Annotated in this window: 24 protein-coding genes; 13 read left to right on the forward strand and 11 right to left on the reverse strand. The window is 62.3% G+C overall.

The genetic code is table 11. The features are described from left to right. Positions 1 to 53: 53 nt before the first annotated feature. Positions 54 to 2,213: a glycoside hydrolase family 3 protein gene (locus RBH20_RS07805; RefSeq protein WP_306707223.1), complete on the reverse strand. Its 2,160-nt coding sequence runs from the start codon at positions 2,211 to 2,213 to the stop codon at positions 54 to 56. 41 nt (positions 2,214 to 2,254) lie between these two features. Beyond that, complete coding sequence (locus RBH20_RS07810) at positions 2,255 to 3,973, reverse strand: histidine kinase N-terminal 7TM domain-containing protein (RefSeq protein WP_306707225.1); 1,719 nt, start codon at positions 3,971 to 3,973, stop codon at positions 2,255 to 2,257. Positions 3,974 to 4,000: 27 nt separating this feature from the next. Between RBH20_RS07810 and RBH20_RS07815 the strand changes: the two genes are divergently transcribed. Together RBH20_RS07815 and RBH20_RS07820 are read left to right on the forward strand one after the other, a co-directional pair. Next, entirely contained in the window at positions 4,001 to 4,324 is a 324-nt protein-coding gene (locus tag RBH20_RS07815) for a DUF5827 family protein (protein WP_306707227.1), read from the forward strand. After that, on the forward strand, positions 4,321 to 5,145 hold the full coding sequence (locus RBH20_RS07820) for an ATPase (RefSeq protein ID WP_306707229.1): 825 nt from the start codon (positions 4,321 to 4,323) through the stop codon (positions 5,143 to 5,145). The genes RBH20_RS07815 and RBH20_RS07820 overlap by 4 nt, the downstream gene beginning before the upstream one ends. 21 nt (positions 5,146 to 5,166) lie before the next feature. Here RBH20_RS07820 and RBH20_RS07825 read toward each other — a convergent pair whose 3' ends face one another. Next, complete coding sequence (locus tag RBH20_RS07825) at positions 5,167 to 5,742, reverse strand: MBL fold metallo-hydrolase (RefSeq protein ID WP_306707231.1); 576 nt, start codon at positions 5,740 to 5,742, stop codon at positions 5,167 to 5,169. Positions 5,743 to 5,864: 122 nt separating this feature from the next. Between RBH20_RS07825 and RBH20_RS07830 the strand changes: the two genes are divergently transcribed. The 5 genes from RBH20_RS07830 (at position 5,865) to RBH20_RS07850 (ending at position 8,773) form a co-directional block, all read left to right on the forward strand. Then, positions 5,865 to 6,449 carry a response regulator transcription factor gene (locus RBH20_RS07830; RefSeq protein WP_306707233.1) on the forward strand — a complete coding sequence of 195 codons (585 nt, stop codon included), beginning with the start codon at positions 5,865 to 5,867 and terminating at the stop codon, positions 6,447 to 6,449. Between the two features lie 10 nt (positions 6,450 to 6,459). Beyond that, on the forward strand, positions 6,460 to 7,119 hold the full coding sequence (locus tag RBH20_RS07835) for an ATPase domain-containing protein (RefSeq protein WP_005534121.1): 660 nt from the start codon (positions 6,460 to 6,462) through the stop codon (positions 7,117 to 7,119). An 82-nt stretch (positions 7,120 to 7,201) separates the two neighbouring features. Then, positions 7,202 to 7,945, forward strand: coding sequence for an FAD-dependent thymidylate synthase (gene thyX / locus RBH20_RS07840; RefSeq protein ID WP_306707236.1), 744 nt, complete (start codon positions 7,202 to 7,204; stop codon positions 7,943 to 7,945). Positions 7,946 to 8,142: 197 nt separating this feature from the next. Beyond that, positions 8,143 to 8,316 carry a hypothetical protein gene (locus RBH20_RS07845; RefSeq protein ID WP_306707238.1) on the forward strand — a complete coding sequence of 58 codons (174 nt, stop codon included), beginning with the start codon at positions 8,143 to 8,145 and terminating at the stop codon, positions 8,314 to 8,316. 52 nt (positions 8,317 to 8,368) lie between these two features. Next, complete coding sequence (locus RBH20_RS07850; protein WP_306707240.1) at positions 8,369 to 8,773, forward strand: translation initiation factor IF-2 subunit beta; 405 nt, start codon at positions 8,369 to 8,371, stop codon at positions 8,771 to 8,773. On the opposite strand, the gene RBH20_RS07855 is transcribed toward RBH20_RS07850, so the two are convergent. The 3 genes from RBH20_RS07855 to RBH20_RS07865 form a co-directional block, all read right to left on the reverse strand. Beyond that, positions 8,774 to 8,953, reverse strand: a complete 180-nt coding sequence (locus tag RBH20_RS07855) for a hypothetical protein (RefSeq protein WP_004515550.1) — start codon at positions 8,951 to 8,953, stop codon at positions 8,774 to 8,776. A gap of 73 nt (positions 8,954 to 9,026) precedes the next feature. Next, a complete protein-coding gene (locus tag RBH20_RS07860) occupies positions 9,027 to 9,995 on the reverse strand; it encodes a transcription initiation factor IIB family protein (RefSeq protein WP_306707243.1) in 969 nt (322 codons plus the stop codon). 656 nt (positions 9,996 to 10,651) lie between these two features. After that, the gene (locus RBH20_RS07865; protein ID WP_306707245.1) at positions 10,652 to 10,936 is read right to left on the reverse strand and encodes a DUF357 domain-containing protein; all 285 of its coding nucleotides are present in this window, start codon (positions 10,934 to 10,936) and stop codon (positions 10,652 to 10,654) included. 101 nt (positions 10,937 to 11,037) lie between these two features. Between RBH20_RS07865 and RBH20_RS07870 the strand changes: the two genes are divergently transcribed. Together RBH20_RS07870 and RBH20_RS07875 are read left to right on the forward strand one after the other, a co-directional pair. Continuing rightward, the gene (locus tag RBH20_RS07870; protein ID WP_306707247.1) at positions 11,038 to 12,087 is read left to right on the forward strand and encodes an NAD(P)/FAD-dependent oxidoreductase; all 1,050 of its coding nucleotides are present in this window, start codon (positions 11,038 to 11,040) and stop codon (positions 12,085 to 12,087) included. A 62-nt stretch (positions 12,088 to 12,149) separates the two neighbouring features. Continuing rightward, on the forward strand, positions 12,150 to 12,437 hold the full coding sequence (locus RBH20_RS07875) for a hypothetical protein (protein ID WP_004592488.1): 288 nt from the start codon (positions 12,150 to 12,152) through the stop codon (positions 12,435 to 12,437). Between the two features lie 16 nt (positions 12,438 to 12,453). Here the strand turns inward: RBH20_RS07875 and RBH20_RS07880 are convergent, their stop codons facing one another. Further along, entirely contained in the window at positions 12,454 to 13,113 is a 660-nt protein-coding gene (locus RBH20_RS07880; RefSeq protein WP_306707250.1) for a 2,5-diamino-6-(ribosylamino)-4(3H)-pyrimidinone 5'-phosphate reductase, read from the reverse strand. Between the two features lie 44 nt (positions 13,114 to 13,157). Beyond that, positions 13,158 to 13,616, reverse strand: coding sequence for a hypothetical protein (locus tag RBH20_RS07885; RefSeq protein ID WP_306707504.1), 459 nt, complete (start codon positions 13,614 to 13,616; stop codon positions 13,158 to 13,160). Between the two features lie 243 nt (positions 13,617 to 13,859). On the opposite strand from RBH20_RS07885, the gene RBH20_RS07890 reads away from it, so the two are divergent. From RBH20_RS07890 to RBH20_RS07900, 3 genes are read left to right on the forward strand one after another with little or no spacing between them, the layout of a single operon-like run. After that, positions 13,860 to 15,140 carry a Single-stranded DNA binding protein gene (locus RBH20_RS07890; protein WP_306707252.1) on the forward strand — a complete coding sequence of 427 codons (1,281 nt, stop codon included), beginning with the start codon at positions 13,860 to 13,862 and terminating at the stop codon, positions 15,138 to 15,140. Next, positions 15,137 to 16,858, forward strand: a complete 1,722-nt coding sequence (locus RBH20_RS07895; RefSeq protein WP_306707254.1) for a hypothetical protein — start codon at positions 15,137 to 15,139, stop codon at positions 16,856 to 16,858. The genes RBH20_RS07890 and RBH20_RS07895 overlap by 4 nt, the downstream gene beginning before the upstream one ends. A 48-nt stretch (positions 16,859 to 16,906) precedes the next feature. Beyond that, positions 16,907 to 17,656: a metallophosphoesterase gene (locus RBH20_RS07900; protein WP_306707256.1), complete on the forward strand. Its 750-nt coding sequence runs from the start codon at positions 16,907 to 16,909 to the stop codon at positions 17,654 to 17,656. 19 nt (positions 17,657 to 17,675) lie between these two features. Here RBH20_RS07900 and RBH20_RS07905 read toward each other — a convergent pair whose 3' ends face one another. Continuing rightward, the gene (locus tag RBH20_RS07905) at positions 17,676 to 18,524 is read right to left on the reverse strand and encodes a class 1 fructose-bisphosphatase (RefSeq protein ID WP_306707258.1); all 849 of its coding nucleotides are present in this window, start codon (positions 18,522 to 18,524) and stop codon (positions 17,676 to 17,678) included. 177 nt (positions 18,525 to 18,701) lie between these two features. On the opposite strand from RBH20_RS07905, the gene RBH20_RS07910 reads away from it, so the two are divergent. Next, positions 18,702 to 21,536: a DEAD/DEAH box helicase gene (locus RBH20_RS07910; protein ID WP_306707260.1), complete on the forward strand. Its 2,835-nt coding sequence runs from the start codon at positions 18,702 to 18,704 to the stop codon at positions 21,534 to 21,536. 46 nt (positions 21,537 to 21,582) lie between these two features. On the opposite strand, the gene RBH20_RS07915 is transcribed toward RBH20_RS07910, so the two are convergent. Then, on the reverse strand, positions 21,583 to 22,320 hold the full coding sequence (locus tag RBH20_RS07915) for a sporulation protein (RefSeq protein ID WP_306707262.1): 738 nt from the start codon (positions 22,318 to 22,320) through the stop codon (positions 21,583 to 21,585). A gap of 168 nt (positions 22,321 to 22,488) precedes the next feature. Continuing rightward, positions 22,489 to 23,625 (reverse strand): PAS domain-containing protein, encoded by a 1,137-nt coding sequence (locus RBH20_RS07920; protein WP_306707263.1) that lies wholly within the window; start codon positions 23,623 to 23,625, stop codon positions 22,489 to 22,491. Positions 23,626 to 23,698: the final 73 nt, after the last annotated feature.

Raw genomic sequence — 23,698 nt, forward strand, 5'->3', positions numbered from 1 at the left:
GACGGGCTTTAGCGGAAAAAGCGGTGTTTCAGCCGAAGCAAAGACCAGACACGCTACTGGTCGACCGTCACAGTCGTCCGGATGTCCCGCGACGAACGGCCGATCTCGACGGTGTAGGTCCCAGCATCGACCGTCCAGCCGGAACCCGGATCGTACCGTGAGAACGCCAGATCGTCCAGCGTTAGTTCCACCGTCTGCCGTTCGCCGGCGGCTAACTGCACAGCCTCGAACCCGGCGAGTTCACGCTGTGGGCGGTCAACGCCGTCCACGGACGGCGGCCGGACGTAGGCCTGAACGACCTCGCGACCCGACCTGTCAGCGACGTTCTCGACTGGAACTGCGACCGTCCGCTCGCCTGTGTGTTCGGCTTCGCCGTATTCGAACGTCGCATACGAGTGACCGTGCCCGAATGGATAGGTCGGGTCCGTGTCTTCGTCGTCGAAGTGTCGGTAGCCGATAAAGACGCCCTCGTCGTAGTGGACTTCGTCGTCGACTCCGGGGTAGCGGCGTTCGGCTCCTGCAGTCGGATACTGGCTTTCCGGGGCGAACGTGACCGGGAGCCGACCGCTTGGATCCCGGTCACCATAGAGGACAGCAGCCGCCGCGTCCCCATCCGCCTGCCCGGGATACCACTGTTCGAGAACCGCAGCCACGTCCTCGCGCCACGGGAGTTCCACGGGGCCGCCGGACCTGACGACGACCACAGTGTTCTCGTTGGCGGCCGCAACGGCCGAAACGAGTTCGTCTTGCTGGCCCGGGAGCGCGAGAGAATCCCGGTCCCGCGCCTCTGTCGTTGCATCGCGGACAAACACGACGGCGACATCGGCTGCCGCGGCCGCGTCGATGGCGTCGTCAAGCGACGGCTCCCGTTGGGCGGTGTCCTCGGCCGCACTGTCGGCCTCATCGTCCTCACCGACGAACGGCAGGAGGTCGAACAGTGAGACGGATTCGATTTCTGGCACGCCAAACGCCGTCTTGACTGCGCCCTCGGCGCGGGATTCGATTCCCTCGACTGGTGTAACCGAGTGGACCGGCGTCGTTTCGGAAGAGCCGCCCCCGCCCAGTTTCGGCTCGTCGATGTTCGGTCCGATGACAGCCACGTCAGCCCCGTCGTCCAGCGGCAGGACCCCGTCGTTTTCAAGCAGCACTGTTCCGCGGGCCGCCACATCCGCAGCGATATTTCTGTGTCGCTGGCTATCGAGTTCGCTAGCCTGGTCGTCGCTTTCACCGTCTTCGGCGGCAGCCCGGCCGCCGTCCAGTCGCCCGAATCGGTCCATCTGACCGAGAATCCGCCGGACCATGTCATCAAGGCGTTCGGTCGGAACCTCGCCGCTGTCGATGACTTCGGCCAGTGGGTCGCCGAACAGGCCTGCACGGGTCGCGTCCGGAATCCCGTCGGGCCACTCGACCTCCTCGTCGCCATCCGCGGTGTCGCTGTCGGCGGCTTCCGCTGCTCCGGGAGCCGCCACCCCGGGCATCTCTAGGTCCATGCCTGCGTTCGCCGCACCGACAGTGCTCTCCAGCCCGTACCAGTCCGAGACGACGTAGCCGTCGAACCCCCACTCGCGTTTGAGCACGCCGCCGACGAGGCGCTCGTGGTCGCTCATGTGCGTGCCGTTCACTCGGTTGTACGCCGTCATCACCGACCCGACACCAGCGTCAACGGCCGAACGGAACGGTGGGAGATACAGCTCTCGGAGCGTCCGCTCGTCCACTTCGGCGCTGACGGTCGTGCGATGTGTTTCCTGGTTGTTGGCGACGAAGTGTTTCACCGTCGCAACGACATCAGCGGACTGGATGCCGTCAATAAGGCTAGCCCCGACAGCACCGGCGTGGACCGGGTCCTCGGAGAGATATTCGAAGTTGCGGCCGCAATGCGGGACCCGGATGATGTTCACGCCGGGCGCGAGTAGCGCATCCTGTCCAAGCGCTGCCGCTTCGCGGCCCATGGCCGCCCCCTGTTGCTGAGCCAGATCGGGATCGAACGTCGCCGCCGTCGCAATTGACGCCGGAAAGGCGGTCGCACGCTGTCCTTCGGCACGGATGCCTAGCGGCCCGTCAACGAGTCGAAACGGCGGAATCCCGGCTTCGTCGACACCCGAAATGTACCCCGTTGCTGTGCCCTCTGGATCGGTTGCGCCGCGAACAAGCGCGAGTTTCTGGGCGCGGGACAGTCGGGCAAGCAACGCTTCAGTGTAGTCGTCGTCAGCCATACCGAAGTTCACGGCCGGGCGGGCCTTAGACTGTCGACTGATCAGGACGCCGTCTCGGACGGCCTCGCCGGCTGCGTTTCGAGTCCCGAAACGACGAGTTTAGCGCCGCCAGACCGGCTTTCCGTCATCTCGACAGTCCACCCGTGAGACTCGATTACGTGCTGGACGATTGCCAGTCCGAGGCCGGTTCCCGACTCGGAGCTGGTGACGCCGTGTGTGAATATCTCCTCTCGTTCCTCGGGTGGGACACCGGGGCCGTCGTCGCTGATCGTGAACCCGTCCGGAGTGGCGTCAACACGTATCGTTACCCCTGTACCCGCCGGTTCCATGCTGTCGTTGGCTCCTGGCTGACTGCTTGTGGAACCATGTTCGACACTGTTCCGAACCACGTTTTCGAACAGTTGCAGTAGCTGGTCACGATCGCCAATAATCTCCCTGTCGCCGGCGATCTGCAGCGTTGCCTCGCCGGTATCGACGTGCCCCCAGGCCGCCTTCGCCAGCGCCGAGAGCTGTAGTTCGACCAGTTCGGTTGTTTTCTCGTCGCGGGCAAAGGCCAGGACCTCATCGATGAGGCTGCTCATTCGCTCGTGAGCTTCCTCGACACGGTCGAACTCGTCGGGGTCGTTGCGTTCTCGGGCCAGTGCCAGTCGTCCCGAGGCCACGTTCAGCGGGTTCCGTAGGTCGTGTGAGAGGACAGCGGCGAACTGGTCGAGCTGCTGGTTCCGGCGTTCGAGTTCTCGTTCCCGCTGCTTCTGGTCGGTGATTTCGTGGACGAGAAACACGCGCCCGACCAGTGTGTCATGGGAGTCATACAGCGGAGTCAGCTGGACATCGAAAAACCGATCGCGCTGCTCGATGACGGTCTGTGTCTCTTTGTCATAGTCGGTCAGACCGCGGTATTTTTCGAGTAAATCGGGCGACGTTTCGAGCACGTCCTCGATAGACTGATCGACGACGGGTTCGCCTCCGAGTAGTTGGCGGCCAGCGTCGTTGGCCTCGATTATTCTGTCATTCGTGTCGACGAGGAACACAGCGCTGTTGAGCGACTCGACGACCTCTCGATAGGCGACCGGTGAGATATCCAGCAATCGCCCCCTGAAGAACGCCCACGAGAGGGTGAGCCCAGTGCCCGCCAGCAACAGTGGTGGGAGTTCGATGCTGGTGTCGCCGAAGATGCTGAGGACGCTCCCGAACCACGGGAGGCCGATTGCCAGCAGGACAGCGTACACCTGCTTTCGGTACAGACCGCCGGAAACGAGTGCGTAGTGGATGATGAGCGCACTTGATACGGCGATAAGTGCGTAGGAGTACACCAAATGTCCCCAGAAAACAGGCCCGACAGTGATTTCCCAGCCGTACATACCGGCATCTGCCGGACCGGAAATCCGGTATATCACGCCATCAGGGCCGACAAACAGCGTAGCAAAGAACACGAGGGGTTCGACGGTCAGTAGCGCGACGGCCCGTCGGCCGAGATAGCGGTCACGGTCAGTGTAGGCCAGCGCGAACGCGAACAGGCCGGCCATCGCGGGCATCACACCAACGAACACGCCGTACGCGAAGAACAGAGCCAACTCAGTCCCGCGCGTCAAAACACCGGCCGCAGCACAGAGGTCCCATATCGAGAGCCCGGCAAGCAGAACCGCGAGTGCGGTCCCACCGCTGTAGTCGCGCCGCCCCCACGCGTACACCGATAGCGTCCCAAGGACAACGGCCACGGCAAGCAGAAGAAAGGCGTACGCAACGAGCAGCGTGGCCATTACTGTATAATCCGGCCCAGCGAGTAAATGGGTTCCGCCCAGTTCGAGGGGTTTACACACTCGCTCGGCATACCGGCGCGTATGCCTGTCGACAAGCAAGAGTTCGACGAGATACTGTCGTTCGAGCTTCACGAACCCGCGGACATTCTTGACGCCGACAAACTGTACACCATCCCAGAAATCGCTCGCCTCCTGCAGGGCCTTCCGGCAGATGCAGAACTCAATGAGGCCAACGAGTCGGTGTTCATCGACTGGGCCATCCCGTGGATGATCTTCAATCAGGACGACCTCGTGATCGCCGATCCGCAGGACGACGATGTTGTCGGGCTGTACGGTCTCGCCGAGTCATGAAGCTCCTCGTCGCCGGCAGTGACCGCGTCGACGCGGGCAAGACCACGTTCAGCGTCGGCCTGCTTGAACGAACCAGCGCTCAAGGATTCAAGCCCAGGGCGGGCAACAACTACTGGTTCGACCACGACGACTATCAGCGAGCAACGGACGAGAGGCGACTGTACGGCAAGGACGCAAAGCGCCTCGCGGCCGCGTCACCGAGCGACGTCGCGCCGGAAGAGATCAATCCGATTCACCGCCTGTGGCATCCCTCACCGGGGGCCGAAACGGGGCTGCTCGGGAAGGAAAACCAGCAGTTCGTCGTCGACCGGGTCGGCCGCCCGAGTGCCGAAACGGGTGTCGAGTATGTCGTCAACGGGACCGTCGACATTCCGGAGTCCGCTGCCGAGCGACTCCCGCTTGCCAATGCGCCACGAGTCACCTCGATCGCTGATTTCAACGACCTGATGCGGGTGATGCACGTCGAGGCGCTGGAGTCAGTCGCCACAGATATCGAGACGACGGACCGGGCAGTCATCGAGTCATACGGCGACGTGGCTCGGCCGCTGTCGGGTATCGAACCAGACGCCGTGGCCGTCGTCGAGCCGGGCCGAGCGCGTATCTACGACGGCGACCGGTACAGCAAGGCCTGTCAGATCGCCACCGGCGGCCCCGGTGACGGGCAACTGGAGGAACGGGTGCCGAACGTCGTCGACCTCATCGAGCAGGTCGCGGCAGTACGGCTACCCGCGCTCGACGGCGAGCAGCGCAGTGACCCGGCGGCTGTCGCGAATGCGTACGACCACGCCTACGACGCGCTGCTGGCCTGTGCGTTCGACTGAGAACTGTGTGCCGGCCTGCCCTCAGAACTTCGCGGCCTGTAATGCCAGTTCGATGTCCTGATACGGCGCGTCGGTAACGCTCGGTCCGTGGCCGGTATGCATCTCCTGTAAGTCCTCGTCTGTGACCGACAGAACTCGCTCAATACTGTCGACAAGCAGGTCTCGGTTACCCTCATCGAGGTCTGTCCGGCCGAAGCTCCCGTTGGCGAACACGAGGTCGCCAGCGAACAGGACGCCAGCGTCGGCCGAGTAAAAACAGAGATGGTCGTTCTTATGGCCTGGCGTGTGCAGCGCCCGGTAGTCGTGGCCACCCAGCTGTATCGTCTCGTCGTCGGCGATAGCGTGTTCGATGCCATCCTGATCCGTATCGTAGCCATACACCGGCACGTCGAAGGCGTCGACAACGCTGTCGAGGTTCTCAACGTGGTCGTAGTGGGTGTGGGTAACAGCGACAGCGTCGATATCGTCAACGTGCTCTTCGACAGTTGACACCACGTCGAACTCGTTGCCGACATCCACCAGCACGGTTCGGTCCCCAGTGACGAGGAACACATTGCTCGTGAAGGCCTGTTGCCCACGGGCGAGATTTCGAATCATTACCCGCTTATTTGCCGTCGTCCCGGATGTGGGTATCGTTCTGTCATCGATCGAGACGCGCTGCACGCCCGCACCCACAGGGCTATGTACGTGGATATGCAAACGAGGGATAGTAGAACATTATGTCAGATTCGGACCTACCTGTGGTGCTTATCGTCGAAGATGAACCAGATGTTGCCGAGACGTACAAACTGTGGCTGCAACAGGAGTACGAGGTCCGCATGGCACAGAACGGTGACGAGGGCCTAGAGCAACTGGATGCGGATGTCGACGTGGTGCTGCTCGACCGGATGATGCCCGGACTTTCTGGAGACGAGGTGCTTGAGCGTATTCGCGAGCGTGACCTAGGCTGTCGGGTAGCGATGGTCACCGCCGTCGAGCCGGACTTCGATATTCTGGAGATGGGCTTTGACGCATACCTCTCGAAGCCGATCCGGAGCGAACAGCTCCACGAGACGGTCGACAATCTGCTTGACCGCTCTGAATATGACTCGCTGCTGCAGGAATACTACGCACTCGTCGAGAAGCAGGCGACGCTCGAAGCGACGAAATCGAGCGCGGAACTGGCCGAAAGCGACCAGTACGACGAGCTGAGCCAGAGAATCGCGGAGATGCGAGACGACCTCTCAGATACACTCGGTGGCATCGAAGACGACTCCGATTTCATCGCAACGCTTCGCGGACTGAGCGACGATGAAGACAACTGAGCGACAAACAATGTATGATCTCACCTCAGTACTAGAGTTCGATGCGCTCAGTGAGGTCCGGCCAGGGTCTAGCATCCTGATATCCGGTCCAGCAATGAGCGGGAAGGAACGACTCGCATACGATATTCTCGCCGACGGGTTGGACAAGGGTGACGGCGCGGTGGTCGTGACGACCGGTGACGGCGCGGGCAGCGTCGTCGAGGAGTTCCGGTCGCTCGTGCCCGACCTCGACGACTCCCAACTCGGTGTTATCGACTGTCGGGGCGAAGGTGGCACGGACGAGGAGGCAATCGGTAACGCCCACGCGCACCACGTCTCTTCGCCCGGTGATCTCACCGGCATCGGTATCGGCATCACGAAGGCGCTGGAAGGGCTGCACAACGCCGGTAACGAACAGGGCCGTCTGGCCCTCGTCTCGCTGTCGACGATGCTGACCTACACGGACAAGAAGACCGTCTTCAAGTTCTGTCACGTGCTGTCCTCGCGGCTGGACTCCGCGGGCTACATCGGTGTGTTTACTATCGATTCGGGAGCCCACGACGACCAGACCCTGCAGGTCATCAAGCAGGCATTCGACGGGATGATTGACGTTCGCGACGCCGAGGGCGGCGGCCGAGAGGCCCGCGTGCTCGGCCTTGCCGGCGAACCGACCGACTGGCAGGATATCTGAGTACGAGGCTATCCACAGGCGGTCCGAACTCCGTGTCGGTCCGGGAAGGAAGTATTTTGCCGCTCCGGGACACCCTCCCGATATGGACGTAAAGCTGCTCGAAGCGACAGACGACCCTGAGGATCTCATCTGCAAGGCAGCACGCAACGACTACAGCGACACCTCCGTCGGCAGCCAGTCGTTCGAAGCGACAATGGCTGAGGTCGACGGGGATACTCTTGACGACAAAAAGGAGACGCTCATCGGGCATCTACTCGACCACGGCCACTTCGGCCCCTTCGAACACGCGCAGGCGACCTTCGCCGTCGAAGGCGTCTCCCGCTCCTGTATGGCCCAGATCACCCGTCACCGACACGTCTCATTTGATGTACAGTCGATGCGGTACGTCTCCTTCGACGATATTGACCCCGAAGCCGTCCGCGAGGGAGAACTTGTCGTGACGCCACCGTCCGCAACGGACCCGGACTGGATCGGCCGGAACCAACAGAAAGCGAGCGTCTCTGACGACGAGTTCGAGAAGCGAACGGAGATATTCAAAGACACCATCGAGCAGGCGGTCGAATCGTATCAGGAGCTGCTTGAACTCGGAATGCCGCCGGAGGACGCCCGGTTCGTGCTGCCAATCGGGACCAAGGTGAACATCGTGATGTCGATGAACGCCCGGATGCTGATGCACGTCGCGGATATGCGGGCTGCGGCGGACGCACAGTGGGAGATCCGGGAGATGACCGAGGAGATGCTTGACCTGGCAGCCGACTGGTGTCCCAAGACCTTCGAGTACTACGACGAAGAGATGAAGGGGCGCAAGAACCGGCTCGCTCCCTGACAGGTCCGGCACTCTTTCCAACGTTCAGAGCGGCTATCTCCGGCCACAACCATCGACAATCGTTGAATCGACCTTGATACTCACAACGGCAATAGGAAGACACAACTCGTTTTGCTGCATAAATGGCCGGGCTTCAGAGTATCAAAAGACGAAACGAGTACGACACATTCATTACCGCACATCCTAGATGAACAATCGTGTCTTACGAGGTTGAACGTCCCACCCGTCGGTCGGGAACTGCGCCTGATGTGATGTGTGCTGTCGACGATGTCGACGGCCAGCAGCGGTTCGTCATCGCCGATATTGCCCACGATGACACCTGGATTTCGATGGTAGCGGACGAGACCTGTACACTTACAGCCTGGCGATAACTGACGACCACCGGCTGAAAAGTTTTTGTTGGCTGCTCTGTGACGTAAGAGTATGGAATACGACGACATGCTTGACCGGGCGATGGAAGAAACGCCCGAGATCGACGGCACAAGCGAGCGGTTCGAGGTCCCAGACCCGGATGTCCGACAGGAGGGCAACGCCACCGTCTACGAGAACTTCCAGTCGACGTGTTCCCGACTCGGACGTGAGGACGACCACGTAATGAAGTTCCTCCAGAACGACCTCGGGACGAGCGGCCACATCGACGAGAGCGGTCGAGCGCGCCTGACCGGTGAGTTCGATGCCGACCGTATCGAGGCGTCCATCGACGACTACGTCGACGAGTTCGTGCTCTGCTCAGAGTGTGGACTGCCAGACACGCAACTGGAACGGGAACAGGGTGCGCTGTTGCTTCGCTGTGAGGCGTGTGGCGCACGCTCGGCGACGAGCGAGTAGTTACTGCAGCCCTTTCAGCGTCTGCAAGTCGTTTTCCGTACGGGTGAAAACGGCGAGCCGATGGCTCGCATGACAGTTCGGGCAGTGGAACGTCGTGTCGTGTCGCGGCAAGTCTGTCGGCGTCGACTCCCAGTCTTTCTTACACTCAGGACAGAGCAATCGCACGTACGCTTCCTCCATGTATGTTACTCACACACATAGCCAATGATAAAAAGCCTTGTCGTCTCCCCATTAGTCTGCCTTCACCCGGGCGTCAGGCCGGAAGGTCCTCGGCTTCGAGGAGTTCCTTGTATCGGTTTCGGATAGTCACTTCAGAGATGTCAGCGACGTCGCTAACCTGACTCTGTGTGACCTTCTCGTTGGTCAGCAGCGCGGCGGCGTAGACGGCTGCAGCGGCGATACCGACCGGTGATTTGCCGGAGAGCATCCCAGACTGGCGAGCACCCTCGATGAGATCTCGTGCCTGTCGCTGGGTCTCCTCGCTAAGTCCGAGGTCGGAGATGAACCGTGGAAGGTAGTGTTCCGGGTCCGCCGGCTGGACTTCGAGGCTGAGTTCGCGGACGATGTAGCGGTAGGTTCGTGTGAGCTCCATCTTCTCGACGCGGGAGACACGGGCCATCTCGTCCAGCGACCGGGGGTTCCCGGCCATGCGAGCGGCCGCGTACAGCGCAGCGGTCGCGACGCCCTCAATGGAACGACCTGGGAGGAGGTCGTCACCGAGCGCGCGGCGGTAGATGACGCTGGATGTCTCGCGGACGTTCTGGGGGAGCCCCAGCGCAGAGGCCATTCGGTCGATTTCGCCCAGCGCCTGCTTGAGATTGCGCTCCTTGGAGTCACGGGTACGGAATCGCTCGTTCCAAGTCCGGAGTCGCTGCATTTTCTGGCGCTGCTCGCTGGAGAGGGAACGCCCGTAGGCGTCCTTGTTCTGCCAGCCGATGTTCGTTGAGAGGCCCTTGTCGTGCATCATGTTCGTCGTCGGCGCGCCGACGCGGGACTTGCGGTCCTTCTCGGCGGAATTGAACGCACGCCATTCCGGACCGTGGTCAATCTCGTCCTCCTCGACGACCAGCCCACAGTCTTCACAGACTGTTTCGCCGTGTTCAGTGTCCGTAACTACATTGCCACTACATTCGGGACAGGTCTCTACAGCCTCCTGTTCCGTCGACTCAGTAATTTTCTCGTCTCGTTCTCGTGTGCTTGTCCGCGTTGTTGATTCACTCATGATTGGAAGTCCTGTTCTGCCGGGTGCAGAAATTTTAAGACTATTTGGGGATTTGTCTTACCCTATAGTTAGTCCATAAAGTATATAAATCTTTCGCCGTCTTTCGGCACAAACCGCGGGACAGCGGCGTGATAGGGTATAGCATGGCCCGCTGTAGAGATATATAACCTTGCCGATTACCGCCAACTCCCAGACATACCGCATAATCGGGGGACTGCAACGCCATGTGACTCCGTCGGTGCAGCGCTGAACGACCAGTCCACACCCCGCAACAGTCACTCCAGTTCGGTCGAGAACGGCGAGTGGGTCCCGGAATTACCGGGTCAGCGGGAGTCACAGTGTGGTTCCGCACATCGTGGGGGAGTGATATGATGTAAAAAGCGATGTTACCATCTGATGCAGTTTGGTTATGATTACATACCAGATAAGTACAGACAGTGATGATAACGCCCTGTCACGGGAGCGGCCAGCGACGGATTAATTGGAGGCGTACGGACCACGGTGCCACCGAACTCAAGTACCGCAACGAACGGCATCCAGCGACTTGAAAGAGGCTGCGGTTCGCAGTAGGGCAGCAGCCCATCGGTCGAACAGATAGTAGTAGACTGACAGACATTTCTCTGGGAGGGCCAACCCGATATCCATCGGACCGGGTTTCAGACAGTGAATAGGTGCCCCTCAGTTGGGACATCAAAGAGGCCGATACGCGCGCCCGCGTCCAACCACGCGTGTCCATACGAGAACGACGCCAGCGCGTTCACGAGGTCGTCGTCGTCTCTAAAGTGACGCCCATCTTCAAGATACGCCGACGCCATCTCCTCACACTCTAGAGCGGCGTCGTGCATCGGCGTTCCGTCAGGCGGTGCGACTGATGCCGCGTCAAGTGCCTCAGCAAGCAGTCCCTCGTAGCGGTCAGTCTTCTCTTCGAGATCAGCGGCCATACCCTCAGCGAACGGTGGCAGCGGCCTAAGCGTGTCGTCCCAACGTGAGTTCGGCGCACGACAACACAAGCTAAATACGGCCTGGTAGTCTAACTTGGCTAATGACAGAACCGGTCGAACACCGACGACTCATCGTCGCTGGCACGGGCGCAGCGGGACTGACAGCGGCCATCTACGCCGCCAGGAGCAACAACGACCCACTCGTTCTCGAAGGCGACGAACCCGGTGGGCAACTCACGCTGACCAGCGAAGTCGAGAACTTCCCCGGCTTCCCCGAGGGGCTCTCCGGGCCGGACCTTATCAACAATATGAAAGAGCAGGCCGAGCGCTTCGGCGCTGAGCTGGAACACGGTATCGTCGCCGATATTGACGACAGCGAGCGGCCGTTCCGCGTAGAACTGTCGAACGGCGACGTGTACACCTGTGACGCCTTCATCGCCGCCTCCGGAGCCAGCGCCCGGACGCTGGGCGTCCCCGGCGAGGACGAGCTAATGGGCTACGGCGTCTCGACGTGTGCGACCTGCGACGGCGCGTTCTTCCGCGGCGAGGACATGCTCGTCGTTGGTGGCGGCGACGCGGCCATGGAGGAGGCCCACTTCCTCACGAAGTTCGCCGACACCGTCTACATCGCACACCGCCGTGAGGAGTTCCGCGCCGAGGACTACTGGATCGACCGTGTCCAGCAGAAGGTCGACGAGGGTGAAATCGAGATCATGCGCAACACCGAACTGCTGGAAATGCACGGCTCCCCCGAGGACGGAGTCGACCACGTCACCCTCGCACAGAACGACGAGGGTCATCCCAGCGAGAAGCTCGACGACGACGGGACCGAAACCTTCGACTTCGACGTTGGCGCCGTCTTCATCGCCATCGGTCACACGCCCAACACCGGCTACCTCGAAGACACCGGCGTCGAACTTGACGACACCGGGTACATCCAGACCCACGGCGGCACCGGCGGCGACCAGACTGCCACCGACGTGGACGGTATCTTCGGTGCCGGCGACGTGGTCGACTACCACTACCAGCAGGCCGTCACCGCTGCCGGGATGGGCTGTAAAGCCGCCATCGACGCTGACGAGTACCTCGAAGCAAAGGCCGAAGCTACCGCAGAGGCAGAGTCCGAAGCCGCCGCGGAAGCCGACGACTAACGCAGCTGCTTCTCCGTTCTCACATCCACAGACCCTTTAGGATAGCCCCCGGAGTCGATGGCATGGCAACCGACACTGTCACGCTGACTATTGACGACGGCGAAGAGACCGACGAACTCACAGTTCCGAGCGAACTCGTGGACATCCTCCGAGAGTCGCCGGACGAGACGGACCCGCAGGTCGTCGGCGACATCGCGATGTTCGGCATGACCCAGCGGATTCACAGCGCTGTCCACCACGCGCAGGGCGAGCCGGACGAGCAGATCGTCGCACTCGAAGAAGAGACCAGCGAGCTGTTCGAGGAGCGCTTCGGCCAGTCCTTCGCCGAGCTGACCGGTCACGACCACTAATTCTACCGGCCAGTTCTCAGAACTGCCAGTGAAGCACTACGCCGTCGTCGACCCGTTCGACGTCGGCCAGCTCCGGCTCCGGGAAGTCCTCAATGAAGCCGTCGCCGTCGGCCAGCGTCGGCGCGTCCCGGCCGCCGATGACCTTCGGACCAACGTAGACGAACAGTTCGTCGACCAGCGCCTCCTCTAACAGGCCGAAAATGAGTTCGCCGCCGCCCTCGACCATGAGCTGGTCGATGCCGTCGCCTTCCAGCTTCGCGAGCGTCGTCGTCAGATCGACCCGGTCCTGACCGGCAGCAATGACGTACGCGCCGGCGTCTTCCATCTCCTCGATGAAGTCCGGCGGCGCGGCTTCGCTGACGAGGAGGTAGGTCTGAGCGCGGCCGTCAAGCACTGTGGCGTCCGGTGGCGTGCGGATACGGGAGTCGGCGATGACGCGGGCGGGGTTTTCGGGGTCGCCGCGATCGGCCCGGTCGGCGCGGCGGTCGGCATTGTCGACGGTCAGCGAAGGGTCATCGGCGAGAATTGTGCCGACACCGACCATCACCGCGTCGCTGTCGGCTCTGAGCTGGTCGACGCGGTCGAAGTCGTCCGGGCCGGAGATAGCGATCTGTTCGCGGCGGCGGGAGGAGAGCTTCCCGTCGACACTCATGGCGGCGTTAACGACGACGTGCATACTCGTCCGTGCCGGCGATGCGTCAAACGGCTTTTGGGTTACGCTCAGGAGGAAGGCGTCTCGGGGCGCTTCGAAAGTTTTCGGGCGTCAAGTTTCTTTACCGTGCCGTCGGCGGTTTGCAGCTTCAGCACCGTCTTTTTCAGTACCAGCTCATCGACGTCAAGCGTGGTCTCACTGGTCCAGCCACGGAGTCTAACTATCCCTTCCTCGTCGATTTCAACGAATGTACGGGGCTTGCGCTGAGACCCCATCGTCCACTCCTCGTCACCGACGGAGAGTTCCTGTCCGCCGTCTTTTGACCAGCAGAACACGCAGGCAAACTGCTCGCGGGGTTCGTCCGCACGGTCGTGGTCGACGCGGGACCACTGCTCGAAGTCGACGCCGAAATGAGCGGCCCACAGTTCCAGATACTCAAAATCGAATTTCTTCTTGCCGTCGTTGTTCCGGCCACTCCGCCAGATGACGTGAGCCTCTGACGGCTTCGACCCGAACACGCTCCCCATTGTCAGGCCCCCCGAGGTCCGCATGCGTTATCAATCTCGATATTTTTCTGCCCAGTTAGCTTGATATGGCCAGTAGCGGAATATTCGGCCGCTTGAAACGTACTAACTCGGTCAGAGAGCATATGCTGAGAGATTACAGTATCATAAATAAGAATTTTGGGCGATTTCAAACAGGTAGCGACAGCTGTATCCCATACGGCCGGCCGAAAACGCTTTTGAGTGCTCCCATCGAACCGTCAGTCGATGTCTCTCGAAGATCATGCCGAGGAGCTCGCCTCCGACCTCGGCGTTGACAAAGAGGAGGTCACACGCGACCTGGAAAACCTCGTGAACTACTCCGTCCCGATGGACGAGGCCAAGCAGAGCCTCAGACGGAAGTACGGTGATGGCGGCTCGGGCGGCGACAGCACGCCGTCAAGCAAGGCCATCAACGAGGTGTCGACCGACGACTCAAACGTGACAGTCACCGCCGTGGTGCTCACGTCGGGTCGCCGGTCCATCCAGTACAACGGGGAACAGCACGTCATCCGCGAGGGCGAACTCGCCGACGAAACGGGCAAGATATCCTACACGGCATGGGACGGATTCTCTGGTGACCTCCAGCCCGGCCAGACCGTCCGGCTCGGCAACGCCGGCGTCCGCGAATGGGACGGCCAGCCGGAACTCAATCTGGGCGATAGCACCAACCCCGAGGTCGTCGACGAAACACTCGACATCGACTACGAGGTTGGCGGCCGCGCCGCGCTACAGGACCTCGCACCGGGTGACCGCGGCATCACTGTCGAGGTGCAGGTGCTGGAATGCGAACAGAAGGTCATCGACGGCCGCGACGGCGAGACAACGATTCTCAGCGGCGTCGTCGGCGACGAGAGCGGCCGGCTCCCGTTCACCGACTGGGAGCCCCATGACGAAATCGAGGAAGGGGCGTCCGTGCGCCTCGACGAGACGTTCGTCCGTGAGTTCCGTGGCGCGCCATCGGTGAACGTCTCCGAGTTCTCGGCAGTGACCGCGCTGGACCGCACGGTCGATGTCACCGAAGACGCACCCCGGTTGTCGATCCGCGAGGCCGTCGAGAGCGGTGGCCTGTTCGACGTGGAACTGGCCGGCAACGTCATCGAGGTGCGGGACGGCTCCGGCCTCATCGAGCGCTGTCCGGAGTGTGGCCGCGTCATTCAGAACGGCCAGTGTCGCTCCCACGGCGCGGTCGACGGCGAGGACGACCTGCGGACGAAGGCCATCCTCGACGACGGAACTGACACCGTCACCGCAGTGCTTGATAATAAACTCACCGCCCGCGTGTACGGTGGCGACCTCGATGATGCCCGCGAGCACGCCCGCGATGCGATGGATAAAGAGGTCGTTGCCGAGCGCATCAGCGACCGTATCGTCGGCCGCGAGTACGTCGTCCGCGGGTCGCTGTCGGTCGACGAGTACGGCGCGAACCTCACTGCCTCGACCTTTGCCGAGGCTGACGACGACCCGGCGACGCGTGCGCAGGCCCTTCTACAGGAGGCAGACACATGAGCGAGTCCGGAGATAGCGGCCCCGGCCGCCGAGAGGTCGCCCATCGGCTGTTCGCCGCGGAGTTCGACGACGCCGACTTCTCGTACTCCGAGTCCGATGAGGAACGCGCGCCGAACTACGTCGTCACGCCGACCGGCGCGCGGGTCAACCGCCTGTTCCTCGTCGGCGTCCTCACCGAACTCGAACAGGTCAACGACGACGTGTTGCGCGCTCGCGTCGTGGACCCGACCGGCCCGTTCGTCATCTACGCCGGCCAGTACCAGCCCGACGAACTGGCCTTCCTCGAAGCCGCCGACCCGCCGATGTTCGTCGCCGTCACGGGCAAGGCCCGCACCTTCCAGCCCGACGACAGCGACCGGGTGTTCACCTCGGTTCGACCCGAGAGTATCAGCGAAGTCGACGCGGACACGCGGGACCGCTGGGTCGTCCAGGCCGCCGAGCAAACCGTCTCGCGAATCGGGCAGATGGCCAGTGCGAAACAGGCTGATCTGGCGGGCGACGAACTCCGCCTTGCGTTGCTCGACCGGGGCATCGACGAAAGCGCCGCGGCCGGTATCACGCTCGCGCTGGACCACTACGGCACGACCGGCGACTACCTCGATGCACTCCGGACGACAGCGCTCGGCGCCGCTCGTGTCGTCGCCGGCGACACGGACGAGGCAGAAGGGCTGTCGCTGTCACCGGGCGACGGGACTGATGACCCGATTCCGCTCCTTGCCTCTCTCGACCTCGATACTGATGTTTCCACGCCGGAGACGGCGACTGAGGAGGGAGAGAGAGATGCGACGGCAACCGACTCCGGAGCTACTGAGCCGACGACAGACGAGGACGTGGCCGACGCGGCCGAGAAAGGTGCGCCCGCAGACGCCGCCGACGCCGAGCCCGCGCCCGGTTCGCCCGGCGCACCGGCCGGCGACGAGTCGACAGAGCCAGACGCCGGCGCGGCCACGAGCGACGCACCCGTCGAGACGCCCGAGACAGCGACCGACGCCGCAGCCGACGAAACCACGCCGGGTGAGTCCGTGGGTGAAGACGTGTCTTCGACGCCCGAACAGAGCGAGCCCGTGGACGAACCACCAGTGTCGAGTGAGCCGGCGACCGACGCCGACGCGATGGGACAGGACGAACCGGAGTCGTCGTCCGAACCCGACGACGGCGGTGACCTCGGCGACTTCGACACCGAGTTCGAACTGGACGAGGACGAACGCGAGGAAATCGAACAGGAGTACGGCACTGACTTCCAGAGCGGGACGGAAGTGGATGAGCCCGGCGAGGCTGACATCGAGACGCCGGACCACGAAGAACTGGCCGACGTGGCCGAGGAGGGCGCGCCCGCAGACGCCGCCGACGCCGAGCCCGCACCCGGTTCGCCCGGCGCACCGGCCGGCGACGAGTCCCCCGAGCCAGACGCTGACGCAGCCACGAGCGATGCACCCGTCGAGACGCCCGAAACAGCGACCGACGCCGCAGCCGATGAGGCCTCGCCCGGCGAGTCGGCGAGCGAGGACGCGCCCGCCGAAGACGTGGACCTCGAAGACGCCGTCATGGCGGTCATGGCTGACCTCGACGACGGCAGTGGGGCCGACCGCGAGGAACTCCGCGCAACGGTCGTGAGCCGTCACGGCGCGGACGCCGACGCCGTCGAGGACGCCATCCAAGACGCGTTGATGGGCGGGCGCTGCTACGAGCCCGAGGACGGCAAGCTCACACCCATCTGACGCGCCGAGCCGCGGTCCTTTTCTCCCCTGCGACCCAACCGAGCGCAGATGCGTGTCGAACCGCTTCCCGGCGTTCCAGCGGCCACAGTCGACACCGACGGAGAGCGACTGCTGGCGGTGGCCGATTATCACGCCGGCATCGAAGCGGGACTCAGGTACGAGGGGGTCGAACTCCAGTCGGCCGCCGAGGCCCGTAGAGAGCGATTACTGGCGTGTCTTGACCGTTCCAGCGCCGACCGGCTTGTCGTCATCGGCGACCTAGGCCACGCTATCGGCGACCCGTTCGCAGACGAGCGGGCGGAACTCGAAACGCTGTTCGACGCCCTTGACGTGCCCGTGACACTGGTGAAAGGGAATCATGACGGCGGTCTGGAGCCGATTCTGTCTGATCTCGACGCTGATGTCGAGGTGACGCCGGGACACGGAATCCGTATCGGTTCGGTCGGGTTCGTCCACGGCCACACCTGGCCTGCACCGGACGTACTCGAAGCGGATGTCGTCTGTGTCGGCCACGAACATCCCGTCGTCCGGCTGGAGGACAGCGTCGGCGGTGCCCAGAAGGAGCGGGCCTGGCTCCGCGGCTCGCTGGTGACTGAGCCGTTTTCCGAACAGTTCGACCAACCGGTCGAGGACGCGCTGGATATCGTCGTTTTCCCGGCATTCAACGACCGCTCCGGGGGGACGTGGGTCAACGTTGACGGCCAGGAGTTCCTCGCCCCGTTCCTGCCCGAGGGCATGACGGATACCGAGGCGTTCCTGCTCGATGGCACGCGATTAGGGGCCTACCGGCAGGTCTGAGCCGGCTGGCTGCACCCGCCTATGCTTCCGAGAGCGCCGCTTCGAGTTCCTCGACCAGTTCGGTGTTACCGAGGAACGTCGGCGTCCGGTCGTGGATACCGTCCGGTTCAACGTCGAGTAAGGACTGTGAGCCGTCGCTAGAGGCCCCGCCGGCCGCCTCGACGAGATACGCGAGCGGCGCTGATTCGAAGTGGACCCGGAGCTTTCCGTCTGGATACCCCGACGTCGCCGGATATCCGAACAGCCCGCCGTACTCGAGCACTTGGGCCAAGTCGGCGACGGTCGCGCCGCCGTAGCGGAGTTTCAACTCTCGCTCGAAAGACTGGGCAATCTCGTTGAACTCGTCGCTGCGCTCGCCGGTCTTACCCGCTAACCCAACGACTGTCGCCTCCGCTGGCAGTTCAAACTGACCCCAGCGCTCGCTGTGCCCGTCCCGGAGAAGGTGCTCCTGAACGACATCGCGGTCGGACCGGGCGATAGTCAGCGTCGTGTATGGGCCATATAAGACCATCAACGACGCGACCATTTCTCGGCCCGCAGCGGGCAGCTCGGCGTCGTAAACTCCGATTATCGTTCCCACGGAGTTGTTCGAGGCGAGGTTCGAAGAGCCATCGAGCGGGTCGATAGCGACGCTGTAGCCGTCACCGCAGTCGACCACGTCGCTACGTTCCTCGCTCGCGTACGCGCCGATACCGTCGATGTACGCGAGTGCGTCGAAAAACAGGTCGTCGGCCCACACGTCGCCACCGACCTGTTGTTCCCCGCTCGGGTTCTCGCCGGCGGCTCTGTTGGCGTAGTTCGCCAGATTCCCGCTAACGTAGTGGGCCGTGTCCTTCACCGCCCGTTCGATCTCGTCGAGCGTGTTCACAGGCCATCACCGGTCGCAGTTGCACAGGCGTCAGTCATGGTTCCACATATCCCAGGGCAACGACATAAGGCTGTACCCGTTGCTCCCCCGCAACGCCCGCAGTGCTCTGGTTACCGATGGGGGACGAGAGAATGTGACACAACGTGTTTAACCCGGTGTAGTCGCTAGAGAGGGGCGATGACTGACGGGGTCGCTCGCGGCGATGACGCCTTCACTGCGCTCGGGCCGGCCGTCCGCAGTGCGCTCTCCGAGCGCGGCTTCACGACGCCGACCGACCCACAGCGAAAGGCGATTCCGACTCTGGCCGCCGGGCGGGACGCGCTGGTGGTCGCTCCGACCGGAACCGGGAAGACGGAGACGGCGATGTTGCCGGTCTTCGACGCCTTGGCGGAAGCCGAGGACCGCTTTGGCATCAGCGCGCTGTACATCACGCCGCTCCGGGCGCTGAACCGCGACATGCGCCAGCGTCTCGACTGGTGGGGCGAGACGCTTGGCCTCGAAGTGGACGTTCGCCACGGCGACACGACTGACTACCAGCGCCAGAAGCAGGCTAACGACCCGCCGGACGTGCTGGTGACTACACCGGAAACGCTACAGGCGATGCTCACCGGGTCGAAGCTCCGGACAGCGCTAGAGGATGTCGAGCATATCGTTATCGATGAGGTCCACGAACTCGCTGCGGCCAAGCGCGGCGCGCAGTTGACGGTCGGTCTGGAGCGACTCCGGGAGCTGTCCGGGCGGTTCCAGCGAATCGGCCTCTCGGCGACTGTCGGCGATCCAAACGAAGTCGGTCGGTTTCTTACCGGCGGCCGGACGTGTGCCATCGTAGAAGTGGACATCGGCAGTCGGCTGGACATCAAGGTGGTTCGACCTCAGATCACCGACCGCGACGAGAAACTGTCGAGCACGCTCGTCACCGACGCCGGAACGGCCAGTCACGTCCGCTACATTGCCGACCTCATCGACGACCACGAGTCCGTGCTGCTGTTCGTCAACACCCGTCAGACTGCCGAGGCACTGGGCTCGCGGTTCAAAGAGCTGGGAACCGACCTTGGCGTCCATCACGGCTCACTGTCGAAGGAGGCCCGCATCGACGTGGAGGACCGCTTCAAGGCCGGCGACCTCGATGCGCTGCTGTGTACGTCCTCGATGGAGCTGGGTATCGACGTGGGGCACGTCGACCACGTCGTCCAGTACGGCAGCCCCCGGCAGGTGTCCCGTCTGGTCCAGCGTGTCGGCCGTGCCGGCCACCGCCGGGACCTCGTCTCCTCGGGGACGGTCGTGACGACTGACACCGACGACACGCTGGAGGCGCTGGCGATTGCGAGACAGGCCGAAGGCGGTGATGTCGAACCGGCTGAAATCCACGACGGGAGCCTTGACACAGTTGCCAACCAGATCGCCGGACTGGTGATGGACACCGGCGAAATCCGGGCGATGCGGGCCTTTGAGATACTGACCCGAGCGTACCCGTTCCAGGGTCTCGACGAGGATCAGTTCAAGCAGGTCATTGAGGAACTCGCGTCGAACAACGTCATCTGGCTGGACGAGGACCGGGACACCTTAGAGAAGCGCCGCGGGACCTGGCAGTACTTCTATCAGAACCTCTCGATGATCCCCGACGAGGCCACCTACGACGTGGAAGATGTCGCCTCGGGCCAGCAGGTCGGAACCCTCGATGAGAAGTTCGTCGTCAATTTCGCCACGCCCGGCGAGGTGTTCGTCCAGCGTGGAGAGATGTGGCGCATCACGAATATCGACGAGGAAGACGAAATCGTGACTGTCTCACCCATCGAGGACCCCGCTGGCGAAGTTCCCTCATGGGTCGGACAGGAGATCCCAGTGCCAAGAGCCGTCGCCGCTGAGGTCGGCGAACTCCGTCGCGTGGCTGGTCGGCAACTTCAGGACGGCGCGAACACCGACGCCGTCGCCAGAGACGTGGCGACTCGCTACGCCGCTGGACCGGAAACCGTCGCAGACGGTCTCTCACAGGTCGAAAAACACGAAGGACCGATTCCGGATGATACGACCATTCTGGTGGAGTTCCACGGCCGGGAAGTCGTCGTCAACGCCTGCTACGGCCACAAAATCAACGAGACGCTGGGGCGGGTCCTCTCGGCGCTGCTCGGCCAGCGGGCAGGGTCGTCAGTCGCGATGGATGTCGACCCGTACCGGATTACGCTAGAGGTCCCGCGCCGGATCACCGCCGGCGATGTCATCGAAGTCATCGAGGACACTGACCCCGACCACCTCCTGGCGCTGATCGAACTCAGTCTGAAAAACGCCGACGCGCTGAAGTTCAAACTCGCGCAGGTAGCGACAAAGTTCGGCTCGCTCAAGCGCTGGCGCGGTCGCGGGTCGACGGACTTCGGCCGCGACCGTCTACTTGCTGCTCTGGAGGACACGCCGATGTACGACGAAGCCCTGCGCGAGGTGCGCCACGAAGACCTCGCTATCGAGGCAACGGCTGACCTTCTGCGGGATATCCAGAGTGGGGACGTGGCTCTCGAAACAGTGGGCGAGCACACGCCAATCGGGACCGGCGGTAGCTCCTCCGGGCGGGAACTCCTCTCCCCGGAGAACGCCGACGCGAGCGTCATCAAGACTGTCAAGGAGCGCATCCAGAGCGACCGCGTTATCCTCATGTGTCTGCACTGCAAGGACTGGGACCGGAAACAGCAGGTCAAGCGGGTTCGGGAGCAGCCGTCGTGTCCGCAGTGTGGGTCCACCCGCATCGCCGCGCTGAACCCCTGGGCTGAGGAAGTCGTCTCGGCCGTCCGGACTGACGACAAGGACGACGAGCAGGAGAAGATGACCGAACGGGCCTACCGCGCGGCCTCACTAGTCCAGAGCCACGGGAAGCGAGCAGTGGTCGCGCTGGCCGCCCGCGGTGTCGGACCGCACAACGCCGCCCGCATCATCAACCGCCTGCGGGAGGATGAAGACGAGTTCTACCGAGACATCCTCCGGCAGGAACGGGAGTACGCACGGACGCAGTCGTTCTGGGGTTGAGGACAGGAGCGGACTGGGGCTTGGCACAGGAGTGCATGGCGACAGACTAGCTCAATTCCCGAATCGCGTCCACGAGTCGTGGCTCGATAGCGTCAGAGTCAGGAGCGTCTATCGTGAGTTGCGTGTGTCGCTCGTCGGCATCGGTCATCTCCGAGAGTAGTCCGGCGCTGCGGTCGACCTCGATGTACACCGTAAGCTGGTCGTCGTCGAACACTGGGATAATCTCGACCTCGTCGACCTGACCGGAGAACTCGCCGCGCTGAGGCCGGAACTCGAACTCCTGCACAAAGCTCGCCGAAGTAGTGAACAGGCTCCCGGCTGTCGCCTCACAGGCCGAGGCGTGGCGCGAGAAGCCGAGCGAATCGAGCGCGTCGAACACTGCCTGCATACGGTGTGTCGGTTCGACTTCGATGTAATCCTCATCGCCGGGGTCAACCGCCATCGAGATATCGAGGCCGGTCTCGATTTCAACGGCCGTCGAGCGTGTGGTCACCGGCGTCTGTCGGGGAATATCGATAGTCGTCTCGAAACGTCGTTCCTCGCCGGCTTCGATAGTGAACGGCTCGGTGAGTTGCCACTGGTCGATGATAGCGTCTTTGTACCCCTCGTCGGACTTGTATTCAGTTTCCAGCGCGAAGTAGACCGCATCGATGTCTTGGTCTGTCGATCCGCCCTCAACGTGGACTTCGGCCCGGACGGATTCACCGGCTCTAACGGAATCTGTCGGCAGAACCGTGTCTACTGTAGCGGACCCGATACCAATTCTGGAGAGCACGTCTTTCATTGGTATTGTGCAATTCAACCGTCATGTGGTATAAGCTTCAGGGAGTGGCGGGGCGAACAAATTGTCTGTCGGCGGACACAGACACGTCTGCGTGTGGCGGCCGGTCAGCACAGTTCAGCACACAGGGCCGGCCATAGTGACCGGCAGCCGCAACAGATGTACACTCGATCAGGTATCAGGGGCATCCTGACCGAGTATGACCAGCCCCGCTGTGTTGTTATCCAGATCAGTCAAAGAGTGAGCGCGGAACTCGTACGGCTGTTGCTGACCGCTGTCGAGGCGCAGGCTGGCCGTGACAGTAGTTCTGCCAGTACGGAGTGCGTCGTCAACCGCGTCAGTAATTGTCTCCCGCTCGTCGTCGGGAAACAGGTCAGTAATCGGCATTTCGACGGCTGTTTGGTCGGTATGCCCGGTAAGCTCGAGTGCGCGATGGTTACAGTGCTTGAGGCGGCCATTTATATCCGTAACGAACAGCGGCTCATCGAGTGCATCAAGCGCTTGCTGAATGACGGCCCGTTCTTCACGTAACTTCTGCTCACGGGCGTGCCGTTCGGTGATATCGGTAAACGCGACGACGAGTTGCTCGACCTCACCGTCTCTGATGATCGGCGTGGTGTTGGCTTCATGAACGACCTCGCCAACTGGGTGAGTAAGTGTCACCGCGTAAGTAATTGTCTCGCGCATGGCGGCGCATTTCCGATACGCGCCGACGACCGCTCTGGCATTCTCGTAGCCGAGTGCCTCCTGTGGGGTCTTACCGATAAGTTCCGACTCTGCAAGTCCCGTAAACTCCAGAACACGTGAGTTACACCGCCGGAAGCGAAACCCCTCTTGTTCAACGTCGACAAGTAAGAGCCCATTCCGTGCGTTCTCGAAAACAGCGGCATACTCTTCTTTGGTCTCGCGCAGCTGTTTTTCTGAGTGATACCGAGTGACAGCGTTGTTAATGCGGTTGGCCAGTAGCTCGTACTGCTCAGTCCCGGATTGTTTCTGTAAGTAGTCAGTTGCGCCGGCAGAAATCGCATCGCTTGCGATCTCTTCGCTTCCCCGGCCAGTAAACAGGATGAATGGGAGTTTGGAGTGTTCCTCCCGGACGGCCTGTAGAAACTCAAGTCCGTCTATTCCGGGCATTTCAAAGTCGGACACAATGCAGTCAGGTGAGAGATCATCGAGCAACTGCAGCCCTTCTGTGGCGGTTGCGGCAGTCTCCACGTTGAACCGACTGTCCTTGCGTTCGAGTAGGTCGGCAGTCAGGCTAGCAAGCCCCTTGTCGTCATCAACGTGTAGAATGTCAACGCCCCCCATATGTCATGGTGGGCCTGTACAGGATTATTTCTTTCTATCACTCAGGTCACACTCAGTAGCCGGAACCCCACTG

Source organism: Haloarcula sp. H-GB4 (assembly GCF_030848575.1).
Classification (GTDB): Archaea; Halobacteriota; Halobacteria; order Halobacteriales; family Haloarculaceae; genus Haloarcula.

Excerpts from the sequence above, each read along its gene's own strand:
- RBH20_RS07835 (WP_005534121.1), top strand. The coding sequence starts at position 6,460 with ATGTATGATCTCACCTCAGTACTAGAGTTCGATGCGCTCAGTGAGGTC.
- RBH20_RS07820 (WP_306707229.1), top strand. The coding sequence starts at position 4,321 with ATGAAGCTCCTCGTCGCCGGCAGTGACCGCGTCGACGCGGGCAAGACC.
- RBH20_RS07885 (WP_306707504.1), bottom strand. The coding sequence starts at position 13,616 with ATGGGGAGCGTGTTCGGGTCGAAGCCGTCAGAGGCTCACGTCATCTGG.
- RBH20_RS07815 (WP_306707227.1), top strand. The coding sequence starts at position 4,001 with ATGGGTTCCGCCCAGTTCGAGGGGTTTACACACTCGCTCGGCATACCG.
- RBH20_RS07810 (WP_306707225.1), bottom strand. The coding sequence starts at position 3,973 with ATGGCCACGCTGCTCGTTGCGTACGCCTTTCTTCTGCTTGCCGTGGCC.
- RBH20_RS07910 (WP_306707260.1), top strand. The coding sequence starts at position 18,702 with ATGACTGACGGGGTCGCTCGCGGCGATGACGCCTTCACTGCGCTCGGG.
- RBH20_RS07855 (WP_004515550.1), bottom strand. The coding sequence starts at position 8,953 with ATGGAGGAAGCGTACGTGCGATTGCTCTGTCCTGAGTGTAAGAAAGAC.
- RBH20_RS07900 (WP_306707256.1), top strand. The coding sequence starts at position 16,907 with ATGCGTGTCGAACCGCTTCCCGGCGTTCCAGCGGCCACAGTCGACACC.
- RBH20_RS07875 (WP_004592488.1), top strand. The coding sequence starts at position 12,150 with ATGGCAACCGACACTGTCACGCTGACTATTGACGACGGCGAAGAGACC.
- RBH20_RS07895 (WP_306707254.1), top strand. The coding sequence starts at position 15,137 with ATGAGCGAGTCCGGAGATAGCGGCCCCGGCCGCCGAGAGGTCGCCCAT.
- RBH20_RS07850 (WP_306707240.1), top strand. The coding sequence starts at position 8,369 with ATGGAATACGACGACATGCTTGACCGGGCGATGGAAGAAACGCCCGAG.
- RBH20_RS07805 (WP_306707223.1), bottom strand. The coding sequence starts at position 2,213 with ATGGCTGACGACGACTACACTGAAGCGTTGCTTGCCCGACTGTCCCGC.
- RBH20_RS07865 (WP_306707245.1), bottom strand. The coding sequence starts at position 10,936 with ATGGCCGCTGATCTCGAAGAGAAGACTGACCGCTACGAGGGACTGCTT.
- RBH20_RS07825 (WP_306707231.1), bottom strand. The coding sequence starts at position 5,742 with ATGATTCGAAATCTCGCCCGTGGGCAACAGGCCTTCACGAGCAATGTG.
- thyX (WP_306707236.1), top strand. The coding sequence starts at position 7,202 with ATGGACGTAAAGCTGCTCGAAGCGACAGACGACCCTGAGGATCTCATC.
- RBH20_RS07915 (WP_306707262.1), bottom strand. The coding sequence starts at position 22,320 with ATGAAAGACGTGCTCTCCAGAATTGGTATCGGGTCCGCTACAGTAGAC.
- RBH20_RS07870 (WP_306707247.1), top strand. The coding sequence starts at position 11,038 with ATGACAGAACCGGTCGAACACCGACGACTCATCGTCGCTGGCACGGGC.
- RBH20_RS07920 (WP_306707263.1), bottom strand. The coding sequence starts at position 23,625 with ATGGGGGGCGTTGACATTCTACACGTTGATGACGACAAGGGGCTTGCT.
- RBH20_RS07890 (WP_306707252.1), top strand. The coding sequence starts at position 13,860 with ATGTCTCTCGAAGATCATGCCGAGGAGCTCGCCTCCGACCTCGGCGTT.
- RBH20_RS07880 (WP_306707250.1), bottom strand. The coding sequence starts at position 13,113 with ATGCACGTCGTCGTTAACGCCGCCATGAGTGTCGACGGGAAGCTCTCC.
- RBH20_RS07830 (WP_306707233.1), top strand. The coding sequence starts at position 5,865 with ATGTCAGATTCGGACCTACCTGTGGTGCTTATCGTCGAAGATGAACCA.
- RBH20_RS07860 (WP_306707243.1), bottom strand. The coding sequence starts at position 9,995 with ATGAGTGAATCAACAACGCGGACAAGCACACGAGAACGAGACGAGAAA.